The following is a 20605-nucleotide window of genomic DNA, read 5'->3' as shown; positions in this document are numbered from 1 at the left end:
ACCGCTTCATCTGATGAAGGGGGCTTTTTTTTATTGAACAAATGATAAAGGAGCGGGTGCAATGGCCCTGACACCGGAAATCGAATTTGATGATTTGGAGGATGTAAGTGAAGCCATTGAAACTTCACAAACCTACCGAATTGATTTTGAAAAGAACCGGATTACAAATGAACTGATAAGAGGGCTTGAAGCAATCAGGCAATTTGTCTATATCGCCCTTCATACAGAACGTTATTCGTATTCCGTTTTCAGCCATGATATCGGGAATGAGCTGCAGGAGGTTCTTTCTGATAATGAAACGACCGATGCTTATAAAAAAATGGAGATTCCAAGGCTCATTGAAGAAGCTTTACTGTATGATGACCGCATTTCCGCTGTGACAGATTTTGAGATTGAGAAACAAGATGATGCATTCCATGTCTCTTTCACAGTGGAAACCGATGACGGAATGCTTGAGATTGAGGAGGTGATGGGCAGGGATGTTTGAAGCACAGACATTTGAAGACATTATGGACAGAATGCTGTCACGAATAACGGCTGCCATTGATACAAGGGAAGGCAGCGTAATCTACAATGCGCTCGCACCTGCGGCGGCTGAACTCGCAAAATCTTATATTTGGCTTGATACCGTTCTGGAGCTTGTCTTTTCCGATACCGCGCAGGGAGAATTTCTGGACAGGCGGGCCGCGGAAGCCGGAATTGAAAGAACCGCTGCGACAAAAGCAGTAAGAGCCGGAGAATTTACATCAGGCGTCACCATTCCCGCCGGGTCCCGTTTTTTTGTCGATAACCTGTATTTTCAATATGCGGCTGACGGAACGCTCCAATGTGAAACGGCCGGTGAAGCGGGAAATGCCAACATTTCGGGGCGAAACCTGCTGCCGCTTGATACGATACCGGGGCTTGAGAAGGCGGTTATTCGTGATATTTTAATTCCGGGCCGTGAGGAAGAAGACGACGACAGCTTGCGGGAGCGCTACTTTATGCGTGTCCGCCGCGAGGCAGTCAGTGCAAATAAGCAGCACTATAAGCAATGGGCTGAAGAAGTGGACGGTGTCGGAAAAGCGAAAATCTTTCCGCTTTGGAACGGAGAAGGAACGGTAAAGGTCGTCATCACGAATGCGAACCTCGAGCCGGCATCAGCCATTTTGATTAAGAAAGTAAAGGATTATATTGACCCGGAAGAAGGACAGGGAGAAGGACAGGCCCCGATCGGAGCATCTGTAACGGTAGAAAGCGCTGTATGGAAGGATATTGAGATCTCCGCCACAGTTCTTCCTGAGCTAAACAGCTCAATTGATGAAGTGAAAGCTGAAATCGAAACGGGTGTCCTGAATTTATTTAAGAAAATGGCATTCGAAGAAAATACCATTCGCTTATCACAAATTAACAATATCGTATATAACTCGGCGTCCGTCAGTGACTACGCCGATATCAGGATCAACGGAGCAGCGGAAAACCTCGTGCTGAGCGATGTTGAAATTCCGGCACTCAGGCAGGTGACTATACTTGAGCAGACTCGATGATATGACGGCCTGCCTCCCGCTGTTTTTAACCCGGTTAAAAGAAATGGCGGAAATTCTGCAAGCGGAAGCCCCGGAATTTGATCAGCAGAATAACGGCATTTTTGATCTGACCGACCAGCTGTTTATCACGACGGCGACGTGGGGGCTTGACCGCTGGGAAAAAATATTAAAAATACCGAGGGAGTCAGGCGACACGGCTGAAATGAGACGATTGCGGCTCATTTCAAAGATGTCGAATATTCCGCCGATGACATATCAAGCCATTGAACAGGCGTTAAACCGCTTTTTGAAACATCCTTCTGCTCACGTCCGCCTGCTTCCGGGAGAATACCGTTTTAATGTCGATATCGTGCTTGACGATCTGCAGCACATAAGCGAGCTGATCGAGACGCTGGAAAACATTAAGCCCTCCCATTTGGCTTATACACTCAGGGCCGGATTAAACGAAACGCTGGAGCTGAAAGACCGTGTCATTCTCAACCATCGCAGATACCGGACGGCCAGTGAGCTGAAAGTCGGATATTCCGTCACACTCAACAATAACGAGGTGGTCTTACCATGATATCAACCGCATACAGACAGCGCGCGGCAGCAGATCTGAAAAGCAGAATCACAAAAGTGCTGTTAAACGGCAAAGAAACGCCGATCGCAGAAATAACCATAAATGACGCCGCCGTCACCGTCCTGACACGCCGGGAAGAAGACATCAAGCACATTGAAACCGTGCAGATAATCGATGAAACAGGCAGCGTCATCACAGAAAGAAAAACAAATGCAGACGTAAGCAACAACAGAACGCTCGACTTAAGATTTACGTTTGAGGTGGTGTAACGATGGCATATGAAGAAAAAACAGACTGGCTCCCGGACGACCCCATTAACGAAGATGACGTCAATCGCTGGGAAAAAGGAATAAAAGACGCCCATACAGATCTGGCAGCCCATAAAAACGATATGAACAACCCGCATAAAACGACAAAGGCGCAAGTCGGACTCGGAAATGTGGACAATGTACAGCAGGCAGCAAAAAAAGATGTTGATCAGCACGTCCAGGACCAAGACCGGCATTTGACCAAGGAGGAGCGTCAGACGTGGAATAACGGCCAGTTGTCAAAAATCACAAAAGATGACGGCTCTGTTTTAATCAATATTTCTGACGGACTGGATTTTCATAAAACAGCTGTCACTCAGAATAAAACCTTCACTTTTTATACGACGGATTCAGGGATAAATACTCCGCCGCAATCAACGGACGGCATTTACCTTTACTCTTCAAAGAATGACGGGGAGGCTGTCGCTTTTTCAAGTGACGGAGGACTCTGGAGAAAAACGCTGAAAAACGGCAATTGGACTGATTGGATGCTGTTTGAGACAGCTGCAGGCGCGCAAGAGAAAGTGAACGCGCATGCCGATAAGACGGATATTCATGTCACTCAGAAAGATAAAGAAAAATGGAATGCCGCTCAATTATTCAGTCTGACTGATAGTGACGGGAATTCAAAAACCATAACGGAAACAAACTTAGACAATATCAAAACGTCCGGTGTGTACTATATGTCTTCCCAGCATACGGAAAATAAGCCTGCGGAATACGGCCAATTAATTGTAATGCAGAGAACCCGCGGAACATCACCGACTTTTGTCCAGGTTTTTATGGATACAGTGTCTGCCGGAAACCCTACGTATGTCCGAAGCTTCAGCACGAAGGGGGTCTGGTCGGAATGGAGCAAAAGAGAAACTGATTCAGGCGCGCAAGCAAAAGTAGATGCACATGCCAACCAGAAAGACATCCATGTAACACAGACAGATAAAAATCAATGGAATGGCGCACAGCTTTCTAAAATAACAAGTGATAACGGGAGCTATCTTCTTGCGATTGGTGATGAGGATGACTTTCTTGAAAAAATTAATAAAAACGGAAGGTCGTTTGGTACATTTTATTCAACCGGTAAAGCTGCAAATAGTCCAAGCAGTGCCTCAACTCGCGGTATGTTTCATTTTACATCGCTTGATAGTGAAGGAAGGGGAACATTTGGTTACGTAATTGCTGTCGATTATAAGAATAATATGTTTACAAACTATTTGGATTTAAACCTGGGCTGGCAGGGCTGGAGGCGTATTGTAACTGAACTTGATACCGAGAACGTACCTTGGATAAATGTTCCTTACAAAAATGGCGCTAAATCAGGAGACAGACCGCTTCAATATCGTAAAGTAGGGAACACCCTTCATCTAAACGGACACGTTCTGACTGATAGAGAAGTAGTTTTCGGGAGTATCCCGTCCTCTTGTGCACCTGCAAAAGGAGTTGTGACCATGGTTGCAGCAAGCGGTACCACCGGCTACAGCAAGGTTATTATTTATTCTAATGGAGATTTAAAGCTGACCGGTATTATGGCCAATGTTGAAAATAATGTTAATGGCTATTACATTGACCTTGTTGTGGCACTAACGTAAAGGCGGGAGAATATGAAGTTAATATTTCCTTATGGTAATGACAAGATTTATTTAGGCAGACCTGTTGAGCTTTATCCGGATTCTAAATTAGGAGACTATATCATGCCGAGTAACGCTACAGACTTACCGCCGGAAATAAACGGTGAAGGCATGTGGCGGCCGTATTTTGATGAAGAAAAACAAGAGTGGACGGAAACAGCTGACCAAGCTTATAAGGATAGCTTAAAAAAGGGTATTTCCCCAGCTTCAAATCCATCTCAACAAATTTATAATCTCGGTCAACAGCTGGCAAATGAAAAATTAGCAAGAAAAGCAGCCGAACAAGCCCAGCAAACACTTGGCATGCAGTTAGCTGCAGAGGTGTTGGCGAAACAAGAGGCTAAGCATGTGAATCAGTTTCTTGGCGAGCAATTAGCAGCTTTAAAATTGGATGTTATGAACTTAAAAGGAGAAATGAAAAATGAAACATCTTAACTTTTGGGTTTACGCTTTGTTTTATAAATGGGCCTCAGTACAAATGGTAAAACAGGCCGCGGGCTATCATGATTGCTCTGTTGAGGAGCTGGCTGAAGGTGTGGCTGCGCAGTATGTCACCCCTGGGGAATTCAAAGAAATAACGGGTGAAGCATACGAAAATGTAAAAACAAAGATGTAACCTCATAAGCCAAGCGGCTTTTTTTATTTGGTCTTACATGGTTAACAAACAAAGAAAAGGAGGCTGCACAATGAAAAAGTACTCATTTGAATTTCCTGGCCGGCCTGGCGCAGTAAAGGCTTATCGAGGCGGAAAAAACGATTATGTGACACCGGTTGCGAATATTTCCGGGATGGCAGAGCTTCTGACCAATACACCGCTTAAAGCTATTGAAGTCTATAGCCAGTTCGGACAAGACCGCTTGGGGGCCGTATTAATTGTAAAAGTACAGGGATGGGCTTACTCAGATAGCGACGGAACTCTTTTTATCGAAGAGAGTGAGGATAACAATTTCTGGACGGCAACAAAATCTATAGCAGTAAAGGCGGGGGTGCTGACCGCTGCCGATTGGTTATATCTATCTAAAAGATATTACCGTTTCCGCTATGAAAATGGCAGCCAAAAACAGTCCGAATTTGGTTTATACCAGTCTGTCGGAGCGGGTGACAGTGGTGCGGGGGACTGCGAGACTGAAGGGCAAGCTTCATTTGAAGATGTTGTTTTTCATGAAGATGCGGCTGAAACGGGAGAAGGAAATATTTTCTCAGCAGGAACACGAAAAAAACTCCTCGTCGAAATCACCGGCACAGCCGAATCAAGCATTGTTGCGTTCTGGGGCAGATCCTTCTCCGGAGAAAACCTGCCGATCAGAGGGGTTAAATCAGATGACGGGACTTTGTCCTGCGGTACGTCAGGAACACATGAAGCGTGGTCATTTGATATTGCCGGCTTTAAAGAAATTGTCATGGAAATTACGAAAATCTCAGGCGGGAGCCTTTCTGTGAAAGGGACGGCTGTGTCCTAAGGAAAACAGGCTTCCGAAGGGGGGTGAGAACAATGTAAAAGGGGGTTTTATTATTGCTGCTTGATGAACATACGCTGCAGAAAGAATTCGCGGGAATCAAAGGCGAACATAAGGTGTTAGAACAGCGGGTCGCGTCATTAGAGCGGGTGTCAGTCCGTCAGGACCAGCAAATCATGACACTGAATGAGAAGCTGAACAAGATTGAGGAAAATACGACATGGATTAAGCGGACCATTACAGGAGCCATCGTGACAGCAATATGCACGGGCATTATCGGCGGCGCCATCGCCATCATGTACAATCTGCTGCAAAAATGAGGAGGGACACAGATATGAAATACGCGGACAAAGGCACGGTCATCAGGACGGTGCTTCTTTTGCTTGCTTTATTGAACCAAACCTTGCTGATGTTCGGCAAGTCGCCACTAGACATTCAGGAGGACCAGGTCAATCAGCTTGCGGACACGCTATATGCCGCCGGATCCGCTATTTTTACGATCGGGACGACAGTGGCTGCCTGGTTTAAAAACAATTATGTAACATCAAAAGGGAAAAAACAGCAGGCTTTATAAAAAATAAACAATTTAACGAAGTAAGGAGAGATAAAAATGGTAAACATTATTCAAGATTTTATTCCGGTCGGTGCCGATAACCGCCCCGGCTATGCGATGACGCCTATCTATATTACAGTTCACAATACGGCGAATACATCTATCGGCGCTAATGCGAAAATGCACGCGCGTTATGTGAAAAATCCCGATACGCCCACAAGCTGGCATTTCACAGTCGATGATACAGAAATTTATCAGCATCTTCCGTTAAATGAAAACGGATGGCATGCGGGGGACGGGAACGGAGACGGCAACCGTAAATCAATCGGCATTGAAATCTGTGAAAATGCAGACGGCGATTTTCCAAAAGCTGTCGCAAACGCCCAATGGCTCATCCGCACATTAATGGCATCGCACAGTATACCGCTTGCAAATGTCGTCGAGCATAAGCATTGGTCAGGCAAGCTTTGCCCGAGAAGGCTTTTGGATATATGGGACGAATTTAAAGCGGGGATCGGTTCAGACAGCAGACAGACTTATACTGTACAAAAAGGGGACACGCTGTCGGCAATCGCGCGAAAATTCGGTGTCAGCGTAGCGGACTTGCAGAAATGGAACAACATTGCTGACCCGAATCTGATTCAAATCGGACAAGTGCTGTATGTCAGTGCGCCCGTACAGGTAACATATCCTCTTCCGGACGAGGTGATTCAGCTGACAACGCCGTATACATCCGGCGAAAAGGTATACCAGGTGCAAAACGCGCTTGCCGCGCTTTATTTTTACCCTGAAAAAGGAGCTGTCAACAATGGCATTGACGGCGTCTACGGTCCGAAAACAGCGAACGCTGTAGCCCGCTTTCAATCTGTGAACGGCTTAACGTCTGACGGCATCTACGGCCCGGCTGTAAAAGCGAAGATCATGATGCAGCTCACATAAAAAAAGCCGAGTCCCGGATGATTCCGGGATTCAGCTTTTCTTCTTTAATCGATTCAGCAGCCCGAGATTCCTCGCCTTCATCTTCAGCGAATAAGCGGAAAGCCCGAACCGTCCATAATCCACAAACTTCACACGCCGAACAATTTTTTTCACATGATCACCTGTCGCATCTGATGTAGTTGGTTTTATTATATGTAAAATAAGGAGAAAAGGAATAAGGACAAGAGCCGAGTCTCCTGTCCTTTAGTGTAATCAAGCTTTTTTTCCTTTATACTTATCAATCAGCCGTTCGTTTTCTTTGAAAATTCTTGCGGTATGAGGGCTGACTTGATAACTCCCGAAACTTGTCAATGAGCGTTTTTTGAGAATTTTAAACGGCTTTGCCGCCCGTTCCGGCTGACCATTATGAAAAGCCTGCTCCATTATCCGTCACCTTCCTCTTCTATTGGCAGCATTAAATCATAAATGCTCGTTAATGATGTGAAAAGCAAATAATCGAATTCCGTCAACAGGTTTTCTGATGTCAGTTTGATCACATAATGGCGGGTCTGGACTGTAAACGGAATAAGCACAAGCCTTCCTTTTTGATCATAGTAGACGTCTTTTCGGTTAAGGCGGGACTGAACATCCGCCGCATCAGGCATATGCTCTGTTAAGCGGTCCTTATCCGTCTGTGCGGAATAATCGCACAGCGAAACCGTGATGTTCATTTTTTCAGCATAGGCAGTTAACAGTCTGCTGATTCCTTCTGCATAAGCTTCTATACTTCCATAATAAACATGGATCGGTTCATTTTTCAACAGATATTGATAGGTTTTCAGTTTTTCGAGATAGTTGTGCAGCATTTCGTTATTTTCTTCTAAAATTTCCCGCGTATCCGTCTCTAATTCATTACCGGCGAGCTTTTTAATATAAGCGCTCAAAAAGATGAACGCATCTATAAGGGCAAAGCTGACGGCAGCGGTTAAATACTTGTTCCAGTCGGTAAAGAGGGACTCAGGCTCGTATGTCCAATAAACCATCGCGCCTACTACAAATAGTAAATACCACGTTTTGCGTATGGCAAACATTTTTTCTTTGACTTTTGCCTCAAACCGCCAGGATGCATAAACATATAAAACAAGCGCGGCCGCCATGCACCACACCATAATTTGAAAAAATAAAAGCATGGGCACCCCTCACATTCGAAAAATGGTCTGCTTATTTTCATTCTATGTCATGGAATCATTTTCCTGTCACAAAAAAACCGCTTCTGTTAAGAAGCGGGTGATATATCAGAAGAAGATATCTAAGATAAAAAAGGCAATGGCGCCGAGTGTTCCTGAGATCGGCAGCGTGATAACCCATGTAATAAGCATCCGTTTGGCCGTTCCCCAGTTTACGCCCTTTACGCGGTGGGAAGCGCCCACGCCCAGGATGGAAGACGAGATGACGTGTGTCGTGCTGACCGGCAGATGGATAAATGTCGCGCCGAAAATAATGGCCGCGCCGGTTAAGTCGGCAGATACGCCGTTTACCGGACGGATTTTCATAATTTTGCCGCCGACGGTTTTTATGATTTTCCAGCCGCCGATTGACGTACCGAGACCCATCGCAGCCGCACATGAAAGCTGCACCCAGAAAGGGATCGCATCACTTTTATGTAAGTTTGCAGTCATTAGTGCCATCGTAATGATACCCATCGCTTTTTGCGCGTCATTTGTTCCGTGTGTATAGGACTGAATCGCAGCCGTTAAAATCTGCACTCTGCGAAACCGTTTGTTCGTTTTCGCCAAGTTGCTGTCTTTAAAAATCAGCTTTACGATTGAATAAACGGTAAAGCCGAGGACAAAGGCGATAATTGGTGATAAAATAAGTGCTTCGATAATTTTAATAAATCCTTTATAATTCAGCGAAGCAAAACCTGACGCCGCAATGGCCGCACCGGCAATCGCCCCGATAATCGCATGAGAAGAGCTGCTCGGGATGCCGAAATACCAAGTGATTAAGTTCCAGGTGATCGCCGCGAGCAAAGCCGCGAGTATCACAATCGAACCGTTGTCTAATGTATAAGGATTCACAATATCCTTCGTGATGGTTTTGGCTACGCCTGTAAACGTCATAGCTCCGAGAAAGTTCATGATAGCGGCCATGATAATTGCGTGCCGCGGCTTCAGCGCTTTTGTCGAAACCGAGGTGGCGATTGCGTTGGCGGTATCATGAAATCCGTTAATGAAATCAAATATCAAAGCACAAATGACAATTAAGATCGTTAAAATTAATAATGTACTCATGATAACCCCTCGTTACGCGTTTTTCATAATGATGGTTTCAAGGTTATTGGCAACGCTTTGGCAAGAGTCGGCAATTTCCTCAAGCGTTTCGTAAATCTCGCGGTATTGAATGACTTTAATCGGGTCGGTTTCTGTTCCGAACAGATTTTTTAAAGATTTACGGTGCAGGTTATCACAGCTGTGCTCGTATTCTTTAATTTTAATGGCGTGAGGGTGAATGTCCTTTAATCGGTTTTCTGCGAGCAATTCAATTGTGATTAAAATTTCCTTCGCACACTCTCTTATGTAGCCGCTGAACTTATCGATATGTTCGTCAGAAGAGGTGATTGAGAAAATCTCCATCATCGCTGAAAAATGTTCGATTCCGTCAAGCACGTCATCGAGGCTGTTCGTCAGCTCAAGGATGTCTTCACGTTCAATGGGAGTGATAAAAGCTTTGTTCAGCTCTTTAATCATGACATGAACATGATTATCTCCTTTCGTTTCAAACTCTTTTAACGTATCGGCAAATTCCTTCAAAGTCGTTTGGTTCGTGACTTTAAAATTCACAAAATATTCTGCGGTTTCGTCTATATTTTTTGCGATTTCTGTTAAAAGGAGTGAGAACTTATCTTTTTTTCTTCTTATCATTAAAAACCCTCCATTGTTTGAATGAGACAATGCACACATCAAATTATTATATAGCCTTTTGTCGAAAAAAAACAGGTAAAGTCGAAAAAAACGCCTCTTGATTTTTTCGTAAAAACGTGTCTCATCCCGTTCTTCTTATATTATCCCACTTCGCCAAAAAAACGTAACATACTTCGAATTCAGACATCTTGCTTAAAAAGTATAACAAAAGATGTGAATTTCCTGTCAACTTTTGCGCGTGATTTTAATGAAAAAAAACGGCTCCCGTAATAGGAACCGTTTAATTTGCTTTTTTCATCCAAAAATACAGCGGCAATCCGGCAAGACCGATCAAAATGGACAGCCCGCAGCTTAAGGTGTCTGTGATGACCGTGCTGACTAAAACAAACAGTGAACCCGCGATGGCCAAAACAGGGACGACTGGGTACAAAGGGACGCTGTAGGCGCGTTTTTTGCCGGCGTTCTTTTTTCGCAGGATAAATACCGCGAAAAAGGCCATGACGTAAAAAATATAAATCATAAAAATGGAGACCTCAGACAGCTTATCCGGATTGCTGACGATCATAAAAATAACGGCGAGCGCAATCTGGAATGACACCGCGATCCACGGGGTGCGGAACGCCGGGTGTACGCGTGAAAGCTGTTTGGCAAACGGAAGCTGTTTTCGTTCCGCCATCGCAAATGAGATACGCGGAAAAGCGAGAATTTTTCCGTTTAAACAGCCGAAAATACTGACGATGATTCCGACGCTGATCAATTTTCCGCCGATGGCGCCAAACAGCATTTCAGCCGCCGTGCTTGTCGCGTTTTCACCGAGCTTGACGATGTCGGTTGCAGAAAGAATGTGTAAAAGGGCGAAGTTAATGAAAAGATAGACCGCGGTCACGACTAACAGCCCGCCCGTCATCGCTTTCGGCAGCAGTTTTTCAGGATTTTTCATTTCTCCTCCGAGAGCGGAAAGTAAAATCCAGCCGTCGTAGGCAAAGAGTGTTGCCAAAATCGCCGCGCCGAAATTCATGTCGGAGATGCTGCTGGTGACGGCGCTGAATATGTGCTGATCGCCTTTCCAAAGACCGAAGACAATCATGCAGATGATCGGTATCAGTTTTCCGACGGTCGTAATTCCCTGAACGATTCCGCCGTATTTCGTTCCGATGATATTAATGATGCTTAAAAATAAAACGGCCAAAATTCCGATTACCTTTGACCAGCCTGAATTCCAGCTGAAAAGATGCGCCATTAAGGAACCGAAATATAACCCGATCGCTCCGATAATGGCTGGGCCGTAAATGATAATTTGAACCCAGCCGCACAAAAAGCCCCAAAACTCGCCGTACACTTCCTCAAGGTATGTATACAGCCCGCCTGTTTTCGGAATCTGCGTGCCGATTTCCGCAACGGTCAAACCCCCGGCAAGCGTTAATATTCCTCCTAACAGCCATGCTAAAAGCGCAGTTTTCGAATCACCGGAGTAGGCAAGCACGGTGCCGGGCTTCATAAATACGCCGGAACCGATAATGGTGCCGATGACAAGAGAGAGGGCAATTGTCATCCCGATCTCTTTTTTTAATCCATTTTCTTCAGTCTGCATATCCTGTCCCTCCAATGTAAAAGCTTCTTGTTGAAAAAACTATTTTACATATTGTAAACCCTATTTGCTAAAACACGAATTAAATAAATTTTCTGATTTTACGTATTTCCTTATAAATACAGGTTTTTATTCTTGGAAACTGAAATGTTTTGTCTGAAATAACGAATATTATTTATTGCGGAATAGAAATAGTTCGTGGTTTTTTTCGTGAGACACGAGGGAGACCTGATTTGCGGAGCAGATGTATTGACTTTATGCTCCGAATAAAATAGGTTTGTATATATAGAAAATATCTCGAAATCGAGATAATTAAATGGAGGATAACAAAATGAAGGTTAAGGGAATTCACCATGTGTCGGCTTTAACGGCTGACGCACAAAAAAACTTAGATTTCTATAGTAAGGTCATGGGATTGAAACTTGTGAAGAAGTCCGTCAATCAGGATGAGCCGACAATGTATCATTTGTTTTACGGAGACGAAGCTGCCAATCCGGGTTCTGAGCTGACGTTTTTTGAAATTCCCCGGATCGCGCCGTTTCATGCGGGGACAAACAGCATTTCTTCTATCGGTCTGCGCGTGCCGGACACCCAAGCTCTTCAATATTGGAAAAAACGATTCTATGAACATCAGGTCGCTCACGGTGACATCATAAAAACAGCCGGAAGAGACACTCTTGCTTTTCAAGACCATGAGGGGCAGCGGCTTATATTGACGGCTGATGAAAAAGGCAGAAACATCGGTGAAGCCGTGAAACAAAGCGGCATTCCTGAAGAATATTCCTTCCGCGGCCTCGGTCCGGTGGAATTGACCGTTCCGTACGCTGAACCGACCCTGCGTGTGTTAACTGACATATTGGGATTCACGGAAATCGGAAAAGAAACACATGAAGGCCGGGGAACCGTCACGGTGTTAGAATCCGGAGACGGCGGGGCGGCGACAGAAATCCATCTGATCGAAAGAAGCGATCTTCCTCGTGAGCGCCAAGGAAAAGGAAGCGTTCATCATGTCGCATTCCGCGTTAAAGATGAGGAGGAGCTTGCCGCCTGGCACCGCCTCATCAGCAAAGAGGGATTCGGCAACTCCGGCATTGTGGAGCGTTATTATTTCAAAGCGCTGTACTTCCGGGAGCCTAACGGAATCCTTTTTGAATTATCAACAGACGGCCCGGGGTTTATGGTGGATGAAGCGCCAGAGGAGCTCGGTAAAACGATTGCGCTGCCTCCTTATCTTGAGCATCGCCGTTCTGAAATAGAAGCGCGCCTCAAGCCGATTCAGTAAATAACAGATGTAAAAAGATGCCGTCCGGCTTTTACGGAGGCATCTTTTTTGTGCTTTTAGAAAGTAACGGGACGGTCTGTTCACTTGGCATTTCCTGTTTATCATTCTTTTTACCTATTTGTAAATGGCAAAATAATTGTCTTTGTTTATTAATAATTTTTTCACATTTGGTTGTTACACTGTATCAAAGTTAGACAAAAGGAGTGAAAACAAAGGTGAAAATGAAAAAACGCGAGATGGATGCAGTCTTAATCATCATTTTACTCGCTTCTGCATTCTTGAATATGTACAACATCTGGAATGACGATACGGTGAATCCTTATTACACCGCAGCAGTAACGAGTATGCTTCAAAGCTTTCATAATTTCTTTTACGCTTCATTTGACGCAGCCGGTTTTATCACGGTGGATAAACCGCCCGTTACATACCAAATCCAAACGATCAGCGCACTGATATTCGGTATGCACGGGTGGAGCGTCATCCTGCCTCAGGCATTGGCTGGTGTAGGATCAGTACTTCTTATGTACTTATTAATTAAGCCGACGTTCGGCAAAACGGCGGCACGCATTGCCTCATTTGTTATGGCATGTACACCGATTGCTGTAGCTGTAGCACGGACAAACAATGTCGATGCATTACTCGTGTTTTTCCTCTTGCTGGCAACGTGGCTTCTCTTTAAAGCCATAAGAAAAGGAAAGCTGATCTGGCTGTTGGCGGCATTTTTTGTAGTTGGCGCAGGTTTTAATACAAAAATGCTTCAGGCTTATATGATCTTACCGGCCTTCTTGTTGTTCTATCTGATTGCGGCAAACGCCGCAATGAAGAAAAAAATCATTTCATTGGTAAGTGCGTTAGCCGTATTAGCAGCTGTTTCGTTATCATGGGCGCTCATTGTTGACAATATTCCCGCCAGCAAACGGCCTTATATCGGAAGCAGCCAGACAAACTCCGTATTGGAATTGGCTTTCGGCTATAACGGAATTCAGCGGCTGACAGGCCAAAATTCCGGCGGCGGTCAGGGAGGGCCGAACGGAGACGCTTCAAAAGAAATGTCTTTTTCCGATAAAGGTTCATCACAAACTCAAGCACCGCCTAACAACTCATCGAGCAGCAGTTCATCTCGTAATGACAAATCATCAAACGGCACTATGACGGCACCTCCATCCAACGGGCAAATGCCAAGCGGCGGTGAAATGCCGAATGGGGGTCAAGGCGGACCTGGCGGCGGCAAAGGCGGTACAGGAACCGGCTCGAAAATGCAATCAGGCTCAGGAATGTTCGGAACGGGAACTCCTGGTCCGCTGCGGCTCTTCCAAACAGAACTATCTGATCAAATCAGCTGGCTGCTGCCGTTTGCGATTTTTGGAATCGCAGGCTTATTCATCGCGGGAGCGAGAGAAAGAAGATTATCTGTCGAGCAGAAGGAAATGGTTTTCTGGGTAGCGTGGCTTGTGCCAATTGCAGGATTCTTCAGTGTGGCAGAATTTTTCCACCATTATTATCTCATTATGCTGGCACCTCCGATTGCGGCTCTTGTCGGTGCGGGATGGGTTGCTCTTGTTCACCTGTACCGCAATCAGACAGGCTGGAAATCATGGCTTCTCCCGGCAGCGATTATTGCCACAACTGGATTTGAATTGTTTATTCTCAGAAACTACAACGATCAAATCGGTGCAGGCTGGAGCATTGGCGCAGGTGTTATCGGCGCGTTGTCTGCAATTGCTCTGCTGGTGTTCAAACAGCGTCAACAACCGGTCAGTTATTATGTATCACTTGCAGCTCTTCTCGTATTGCTGGTGATGCCGATTTATTGGGCAAGCACACCGCTTCTGTACGGAGGCAACAGTTCACAGCCTGAAACAGGGCCCCAGCTCGCATCAATGGGCGGAAAAGGCATGGGAATGTCTGATGCAACTGTAAATGAAAAACTGATCAAATATGTAGAGAAGAATAATTCCGGAGCGGAATTCCTGTTCGCCACAACCGACTCGAATACAGCGGCGCCATATATTATTAAAACGAAAAAGGCTGTCATGGCTATTGGCGGATTCAGCGGTTCTGACCCGGCTGTCACGCTGACTCAATTTAAAAGGCTTGTAAAAGAAGGAAAAGTGAAATACTTCTTAGCTTCTGGAATGGGAAAAGGCGGAAACAACGATATTGTTGAATGGGTTCAGAAAAACGGGAAGAAAGTGTCTTCAGATAAATGGCAATCAAGCTCTGATCAGAAGACAAAAAATACTGGTCCAACTGATACATCAAGCAACGGCAAGGCTTCAGGCAAAAACGGCCGAATGGGCGGCGGACCTGGCGGAATGAATCAGTCAGCTGCATTATACGAACTAAATGCTGATGAATAGGAGAAAAAAACATGAACAGACATACTCAATATTCCATTGTCGTCCCGGTTTATAACGAAGAACTCGTCATTCGCACGACTTATCAGCGTTTGAAAGAAGTCATGGATCAAACGAAAGAGCAATATGAATTAATCTTTGTTAACGATGGAAGCAAAGACCGCAGTATTGAGATTTTAAGAGAGCACAGCCTCATTGATCTGAGAGTGAAAATTATCGATTTTTCCAGAAACTTCGGACACCAAATCGCAATTACAGCAGGCGTGGATTACGCAGAGGGGAATGCAATCGTCGTCATTGACGCCGATTTGCAGGATCCTCCCGAATTAATTCTGGAGATGATTGAACAGTGGAAGGAAGGCTTTGATGTCGTGTACGCCGTCCGGACAAAACGAAAAGGCGAGACCTTTTTCAAGAAACAGACAGCTGCTATGTTTTACCGGCTGCTGCGGAGCGTGACTGATATCGATATCCCGATCGACACCGGCGATTTTCGCCTGATGGACAGAAAAGTCTGTGATGAAATGAAAAAATTAAAAGAGAAAAACCCTTTTGTCAGAGGTCTTGTCAGCTGGGTCGGCTTTAAGCAGACCTCTGTCGAATACGAGCGTGACGAAAGGCTGGCGGGAGAAACGAAATACCTGCTTAAAAAGATGCTGAAGCTCTCAATGGACGGCATTACAACGTTTTCCCATAAACCGCTCAAGGCTGCAAGCTATGCGGGAATGCTCATGTCAGGCGCAGGTTTTCTCTATATGTTTATCGTTTTATATATGAAACTGTTTACAGACAGCACGATTACCGGCTGGTCATCCCTGATTGTGATACAGCTGTTATTCAGCGGCATTGTCCTTCTGATTTTAGGAATGATCGGTGAATATATCGGAAGAATTTATGACGAAGCAAAAGACCGCCCGCTTTATATCGTTCAAAAAGCGTACGGCATTAAAAAACAAAACATCTGCCGCGACCAGCATATGTCGTGATCCAAATGCTCTGTCCGCTTATGGACAGGGTGTTTTTTTGTTATTTAACACATTGCGGGAGGTTGACTAGTGGTGCAGCTTTATACGATGAGCTGTCTTTCGAAATCTGCCGGGGGGAGGTGAAGGCTGATCTGCAAAAATATTATGCCCGCCCATACCAGCACAAGACCTTACCCTTCATCAGTATGCGTCCTCCTGAACGTTTCGTTTTCTATAAAAAACCCAAGGCTGCTGGCCTTGGGTTTGTGTTAAGAAGAGGTTTCTTCTTTTTGATTCAGTTTGATTTTTTTTGTCATTTCTTTGCCGTTTCTGAGAATTTTCACTTCAACGGTGCTGCCGACCTTTGTATCCTTGTAAAGAATGTTGCGAAGCTCGCTGCCTGTATCAGTTTCTTTGCCTTTTAAGCTGATGATGATGTCTTCTGCCTTCAGTCCGGCTTTTGCGGCAGGTGAGCCTTGTGCCACTTCACGGATATAAACGCCTTTATCCAGCTGTTTGCCGAAGAGGCCGAGCGTGCCTTCCTGATAGTTTTGCGGCACTTGCTCCAAGTCTATCATGCTGACGCCGATATAAGGACGTTCCACCTGTCCTTTAGAGAGGAGCTCTTCGGCGATCGGTTTTACGTCGTTGCTTGGGATTGCAAAGCCGATGCCTTCTACGTCGTCTTCACTGATTTTCATGCTGTTGATGCCGATGATTTTGCCGTCTGTATTCAACAGCGGCCCGCCGCTGTTGCCGGGATTGATGGCCGCGTCGGTTTGGATGACGTTAATGCTGGACTCTCCGGCTGACGTAGAAATGGAAACGGTTCTGTTTAAGCCGCTCACAATTCCTTGTGTCACGGTGCGCGAAAGGTCTTTTCCGAGCGGATCACCGATGGCAACGACCGATTCACCCGTTCTGAGAGAGGATGAGTTTCCGAAGCTCGCGACTTTTGTCACGTGTTTATCACTGATTTCTAATACGGCTAAGTCCGTTAAAGAATCTCTGCCGACAAGCTTGGCTGTTATACCTGTGCCATCGTACAATGACACTTTAAGAGAAGAGGCGCCTTCAACCACATGGTTGTTCGTAATGATATACGCTTTTCCGTTTGCTTTTTTGAAAATGACGCCCGAGCCTGAGCCTGTTTCGGTATCATCACCCGATGAGCCTGAGCTTGAGTCAGAACTTGATCCGAAGCCGAACAGCGAATCAGAGCTGCTTTGCTGCTTTTGAAGATTTGTAATGCCGACGATTGCCGGTGAGATGTCTTCTACCATATTCGAAATTTTTGCTGAATCTTTTGACGAGCTGTCGGACGCCGTTGTGTTTTTGCCGGAATCAGAAGACGTCTGCTTTGCGGTTACCGATGATGTTTCCTGCGCCGGCGCCGTGCTTGCTGTGTCTTGAGATTGATGATCGCCAAGCGGTGTAAATGTATAAATTCCCAGGGCGAGCCCTCCGCCGATGACCCCGCCGAGGAGCGGTCTGAACCACCCGAAGCTGCGCTTTTTCTTCTCCTCATCCTGTAAGGTGTATCTGGCGGGGTGCGGGTGCTGATCAGGATTTTCTTTCACTAAAAGGACTTCCTGTTCTTTTTGGTCTGTCCGATTTTCATCACGATAGTTATCCATCATGTTCACTCCGTTTCTCTATTTCATCATAGCATGATTTGCCGATTATGACTGACTCCATCTTAAACAAAAAGTGTGGGATAATAATGAAAAGATTATGGGAAATTGTGAAAAAGTGCGGAGATTTACTAAAAAGGGTACACTGCTTAAGGAAGCTATGAACAGAGAGGAATGATGAGATGGGCCGCATCGGTTTGATAGGGTACGGCAGCATGGCGGAAATGATTGCTCTCCGTCTGCTGAGAGATCAACAGATTACGGAGCGTGATCTTTTTATTGATACGAGAACAAGAGGGGAGCGTCTGCAGGCGCTGCTTTCTGAATATCCTTCGGTACAGATTGACTCCCTTGAGGTATGGGCTGAAACATGCAGTCTGATTTTCATCTGCGTACCTCCGCTGTATGTGCTGGAAACGAAGCAGCGCTTAGATTCATTCATACATGGCGACACGCATGTTGTCTCCATTGCGGCCGGCGTGCCATTACAGGCGCTTGAGGCAGGATCAGACACAGCTGTCAGCCGATATATTCCCGCATTGACGTCAGAAGTAAAAGCCGGCGTGTCGCTGATCGTTCATGGCGGAACGGTATCTTCGACCCAAAAAAACCATTTGAATGAGCGATTGTCAGCCTTTGGAACGGTAAGAGAAATAGAAGAGGACAATCTGGATGCCGCCAGTAATTTAACAAGTTCAGCACCGGGGTTGATCGCCGCCTTATTTGAGGAATTCGCGCTGTCAGCCGTTAAAAACAGCCATTTATCAAAAGAGGAAGCTTTTGAATTTCTCGTTCACTCGCTGTACGGCACCGGAAAGCTTTTGCTGGAAAAGAAAATCACGTTTCAGGAAACGTTAACGCGCGTGGCGACAAAAGGAGGCATAACAGGAGAAGGAGCCGATGTCATCCGATCCGCCGCCCCTGCCATGTTTGATGAGGTTTTTGAGAGAACACTTGATAAATACCGTAAGCTTTCAGAAAATGTCAAATCCCGCATGTGAACATATGCGGGATTCTTTTTGTCAATTGTGAACGATAATCTACTGCTGATATTGCATGTTTCGTTCTTTTTTAATATAATTTGTAAGAATATTCATAATTTAATAACGAAATTTTAGATAAAAAAGGAGGCATTATATGAAACTGTATGTATCTGCAGACATGGAAGGGATTTCCGGCCTGCCGGACGAAACGTTTGTCAATTCCCGGATGCACAACTATGAGCGCGGCCGTGCCATCATGACGGAGGAAGCAAACTATTGCATCACAGCAGCGTTCAATAACGGCTGTACGGAAGTGCTCGTGAATGACAGCCATTCAAAAATGAATAATTTGCTCGCCGAAAAGCTTCACCCCGAGGCTGAATTAATTACAGGGGACGTGAAGCCGTTTTCGATGATGCAGGGGCTTGACGAATCATATACGGGTGCGATATTTATCGGCTATCATGCAAGAGCCTCGACCCCGGGGGTCATGTCCCACAGTATGATTTTCGGTGTGCGTCACTTTTACATAAACGATACGGCGGTCGGTGAACTGGGACTGAATGCCTATCTCGCCGGATTTTTCGATGTGCCGGTGATTATGGTTGCCGGAGATGACCGCGCCGCAAAAGAAGCGGAGGATTTGATCCCGAATGTAACGACTGCCGCCGTGAAACAATCGATCTCAAGAACAGCGGTAAAATGCCTGTCACCTGTAAAAGCCGGCCAGCTCCTGACGGAGAAAACAGCCTATGCGCTGAAACATAAAGATAAGGTCAAACCGCTTACGCCGCCGGACAGACCCGTTTTAGGCATTGAGTTTGCCAACTATGGACAGGCAGAATGGGCGAATTTGATGCCGGGGGCTGAAATCGTTCCGGGCACGACAACCGTTCAATTTCAGGCAAAAGATATGCCGGAAGCCTATCAGGCCATGCTGGTCATGACAGAACTCGCCATGAGAACATCATTCTGTTAAAGGGGTGAACGGCTTTGGTACGGTATATCATTAAACGTTTTATAGCAATGGCCATGACTGTTTTGGTCATCACCACCTTGACATTTGTCATGATGAAGGTGATACCCGGCTCGCCTTTTAACGAAGAGCGCGGAACAAACGAAGCGGTTCAGCGAAATCTCGAATCCTACTACCATCTGAACGAACCTCTCATTATCCAATACACCATCTATCTAAAATCCATTCTCACATTTGATTTCGGTCCATCTATCAAAAAACCGTCAGACAGTGTAAACGATATGCTCGAACGCGGATTTCCCGTTTCCTTTGAGCTCGGCATGACCGCGATTGTCATTGCCGTTGTTTCGGGCCTCGCGCTCGGCATTACCGCCGCCCTCCGGCGAAACGGCTTTCTCGACTATGCGGCGATGAGCCTGGCGGTTCTCGGGATTTCCATTCCCAACTTTATTATGGCAACACTGCTAATCCAGCAATTTGCCGTCAATCTGAAATGGCTTCCCGCGGCGACCTGGACGAGTCCGGTTCATATGGTGCTGCCGACCGCGGCGCTTGCCGTCGGCCCGATGGCGATTATCGCGAGGCTGACAAGGTCAAGCATGGCAGAGGTGCTTACCCAGGATTATATCCGCACCGCCAAAGCAAAAGGGCTTTCTCCTATGAAAATCATTTTAAAACATGCATTGAAAAACGCGCTCATGCCCGTGATTACCGTGCTCGGCACGCTGGTTGCCAGTATATTAACGGGGAGTTTCGTCATAGAAAAAATCTTTGCCATCCCCGGAATGGGAAAATACTTCGTGGAAAGTATTAATCAGCGGGACTATCCCGTCATTATGGGAACGACCGTTTTTTACAGTTTAATTCTGATTGTCATGCTGTTTTTAGTAGATTTGGCATACGGTCTGTTAGATCCGCGCATAAAACTTCATAAGAAAGGGTGAACG

The 20605-nt window shown here is 45.7% G+C and carries 24 protein-coding genes; 17 read left to right on the top strand and 7 right to left on the bottom strand.

Annotated elements, in window-relative coordinates; genetic code table 11:
- Window positions 1–61 precede the first annotated feature (61 nt).
- From J7E26_RS06910 to J7E26_RS06860, 11 genes are all read left to right on the top strand, one after another.
- Window positions 62–487 (top strand): DUF2634 domain-containing protein, encoded by a 426-nt coding sequence (locus J7E26_RS06910; protein ID WP_214799896.1) that lies wholly within the window; start codon window positions 62–64, stop codon window positions 485–487.
- Window positions 480–1526 carry a baseplate J/gp47 family protein gene (locus J7E26_RS06905; protein ID WP_214799894.1) on the top strand — a complete coding sequence of 349 codons (1047 nt, stop codon included), beginning with the start codon at window positions 480–482 and terminating at the stop codon, window positions 1524–1526. The genes J7E26_RS06910 and J7E26_RS06905 overlap by 8 nt, the downstream gene beginning before the upstream one ends.
- A complete protein-coding gene (locus J7E26_RS06900) occupies window positions 1510–2088 on the top strand; it encodes a YmfQ family protein (RefSeq protein ID WP_214799893.1) in 579 nt (192 codons plus the stop codon). The genes J7E26_RS06905 and J7E26_RS06900 overlap by 17 nt, the downstream gene beginning before the upstream one ends.
- Window positions 2085–2357 carry a hypothetical protein gene (locus J7E26_RS06895; RefSeq protein WP_214799890.1) on the top strand — a complete coding sequence of 91 codons (273 nt, stop codon included), beginning with the start codon at window positions 2085–2087 and terminating at the stop codon, window positions 2355–2357. Before J7E26_RS06900 ends, J7E26_RS06895 begins: the two co-directional genes overlap by 4 nt.
- Window positions 2358–2359: 2 nt before the next feature.
- A complete protein-coding gene (locus J7E26_RS06890) occupies window positions 2360–3982 on the top strand; it encodes a pyocin knob domain-containing protein (protein WP_214799888.1) in 1623 nt (540 codons plus the stop codon).
- A 12-nt stretch (window positions 3983–3994) separates the two neighbouring features.
- Window positions 3995–4456, top strand: coding sequence for an XkdW family protein (locus J7E26_RS06885; protein WP_214799886.1), 462 nt, complete (start codon window positions 3995–3997; stop codon window positions 4454–4456).
- The gene (locus J7E26_RS06880; protein ID WP_214799884.1) at window positions 4443–4637 is read left to right on the top strand and encodes an XkdX family protein; all 195 of its coding nucleotides are present in this window, start codon (window positions 4443–4445) and stop codon (window positions 4635–4637) included. Before J7E26_RS06885 ends, J7E26_RS06880 begins: the two co-directional genes overlap by 14 nt.
- Window positions 4638–4707: 70 nt before the next feature.
- The gene (gene xepA, locus J7E26_RS06875; protein ID WP_214799883.1) at window positions 4708–5481 is read left to right on the top strand and encodes a phage-like element PBSX protein XepA; all 774 of its coding nucleotides are present in this window, start codon (window positions 4708–4710) and stop codon (window positions 5479–5481) included.
- Window positions 5482–5534: 53 nt separating this feature from the next.
- Complete coding sequence (locus J7E26_RS06870) at window positions 5535–5798, top strand: hemolysin XhlA family protein (RefSeq protein ID WP_214799880.1); 264 nt, start codon at window positions 5535–5537, stop codon at window positions 5796–5798.
- A 14-nt stretch (window positions 5799–5812) separates the two neighbouring features.
- Window positions 5813–6052, top strand: a complete 240-nt coding sequence (locus tag J7E26_RS06865) for a phage holin (RefSeq protein WP_214813210.1) — start codon at window positions 5813–5815, stop codon at window positions 6050–6052.
- Window positions 6053–6088: 36 nt separating this feature from the next.
- Window positions 6089–6970: an N-acetylmuramoyl-L-alanine amidase gene (locus J7E26_RS06860; RefSeq protein ID WP_214799876.1), complete on the top strand. Its 882-nt coding sequence runs from the start codon at window positions 6089–6091 to the stop codon at window positions 6968–6970.
- 30 nt (window positions 6971–7000) lie between these two features.
- Here J7E26_RS06860 and J7E26_RS18230 read toward each other — a convergent pair whose 3' ends face one another.
- The 6 genes from J7E26_RS18230 to J7E26_RS06835 form a co-directional block, all read right to left on the bottom strand.
- A complete protein-coding gene (locus J7E26_RS18230; protein ID WP_229978138.1) occupies window positions 7001–7123 on the bottom strand; it encodes a hypothetical protein in 123 nt (40 codons plus the stop codon).
- A 99-nt stretch (window positions 7124–7222) separates the two neighbouring features.
- The gene (locus J7E26_RS06855; protein ID WP_214799874.1) at window positions 7223–7393 is read right to left on the bottom strand and encodes a type II toxin-antitoxin system SpoIISB family antitoxin; all 171 of its coding nucleotides are present in this window, start codon (window positions 7391–7393) and stop codon (window positions 7223–7225) included.
- Window positions 7393–8139: a type II toxin-antitoxin system SpoIISA family toxin gene (locus J7E26_RS06850; protein ID WP_214799872.1), complete on the bottom strand. Its 747-nt coding sequence runs from the start codon at window positions 8137–8139 to the stop codon at window positions 7393–7395. Before J7E26_RS06850 ends, J7E26_RS06855 begins: the two co-directional genes overlap by 1 nt.
- Window positions 8140–8244: 105 nt before the next feature.
- A complete protein-coding gene (locus J7E26_RS06845) occupies window positions 8245–9243 on the bottom strand; it encodes an inorganic phosphate transporter (RefSeq protein WP_214799870.1) in 999 nt (332 codons plus the stop codon).
- 12 nt (window positions 9244–9255) lie between these two features.
- Window positions 9256–9873 carry a DUF47 domain-containing protein gene (locus J7E26_RS06840; RefSeq protein ID WP_214799868.1) on the bottom strand — a complete coding sequence of 206 codons (618 nt, stop codon included), beginning with the start codon at window positions 9871–9873 and terminating at the stop codon, window positions 9256–9258.
- 280 nt (window positions 9874–10153) lie between these two features.
- Complete coding sequence (locus J7E26_RS06835; protein ID WP_214799866.1) at window positions 10154–11464, bottom strand: APC family permease; 1311 nt, start codon at window positions 11462–11464, stop codon at window positions 10154–10156.
- Window positions 11465–11792: 328 nt separating this feature from the next.
- Between J7E26_RS06835 and J7E26_RS06830 the strand changes: the two genes are divergently transcribed.
- The 3 genes from J7E26_RS06830 (at window position 11793) to J7E26_RS06820 (ending at window position 16086) form a co-directional block, all read left to right on the top strand.
- Window positions 11793–12743, top strand: a complete 951-nt coding sequence (locus J7E26_RS06830; protein ID WP_214799864.1) for a ring-cleaving dioxygenase — start codon at window positions 11793–11795, stop codon at window positions 12741–12743.
- 215 nt (window positions 12744–12958) lie between these two features.
- Window positions 12959–15103, top strand: coding sequence for an ArnT family glycosyltransferase (locus J7E26_RS06825; protein WP_214799862.1), 2145 nt, complete (start codon window positions 12959–12961; stop codon window positions 15101–15103).
- A gap of 11 nt (window positions 15104–15114) precedes the next feature.
- Window positions 15115–16086, top strand: coding sequence for a glycosyltransferase family 2 protein (locus tag J7E26_RS06820; protein ID WP_214799860.1), 972 nt, complete (start codon window positions 15115–15117; stop codon window positions 16084–16086).
- A gap of 248 nt (window positions 16087–16334) precedes the next feature.
- Here J7E26_RS06820 and htrA read toward each other — a convergent pair whose 3' ends face one another.
- Window positions 16335–17702: a serine protease HtrA gene (gene htrA, locus J7E26_RS06815; protein WP_214799858.1), complete on the bottom strand. Its 1368-nt coding sequence runs from the start codon at window positions 17700–17702 to the stop codon at window positions 16335–16337.
- 179 nt (window positions 17703–17881) lie between these two features.
- On the opposite strand from htrA, the gene proG reads away from it, so the two are divergent.
- The 3 genes from proG (at window position 17882) to J7E26_RS06800 (ending at window position 20602) form a co-directional block, all read left to right on the top strand.
- Window positions 17882–18700 (top strand): pyrroline-5-carboxylate reductase ProG, encoded by an 819-nt coding sequence (gene proG / locus J7E26_RS06810; RefSeq protein WP_214799855.1) that lies wholly within the window; start codon window positions 17882–17884, stop codon window positions 18698–18700.
- A gap of 136 nt (window positions 18701–18836) precedes the next feature.
- The gene (locus tag J7E26_RS06805) at window positions 18837–19661 is read left to right on the top strand and encodes a M55 family metallopeptidase (protein WP_214799853.1); all 825 of its coding nucleotides are present in this window, start codon (window positions 18837–18839) and stop codon (window positions 19659–19661) included.
- Window positions 19662–19675: 14 nt separating this feature from the next.
- Entirely contained in the window at window positions 19676–20602 is a 927-nt protein-coding gene (locus J7E26_RS06800) for an ABC transporter permease (protein ID WP_214799851.1), read from the top strand.
- The last annotated feature ends 3 nt before the right edge of the window (window positions 20603–20605 follow it).

Origin of the sequence: Bacillus sp. ISL-51 (assembly GCF_018613535.1) — a bacterium.
Taxonomy (GTDB): Bacteria; Bacillota; Bacilli; order Bacillales; family Bacillaceae; genus Bacillus.
This window is presented reverse-complemented; position numbering and strand designations above follow the sequence as displayed.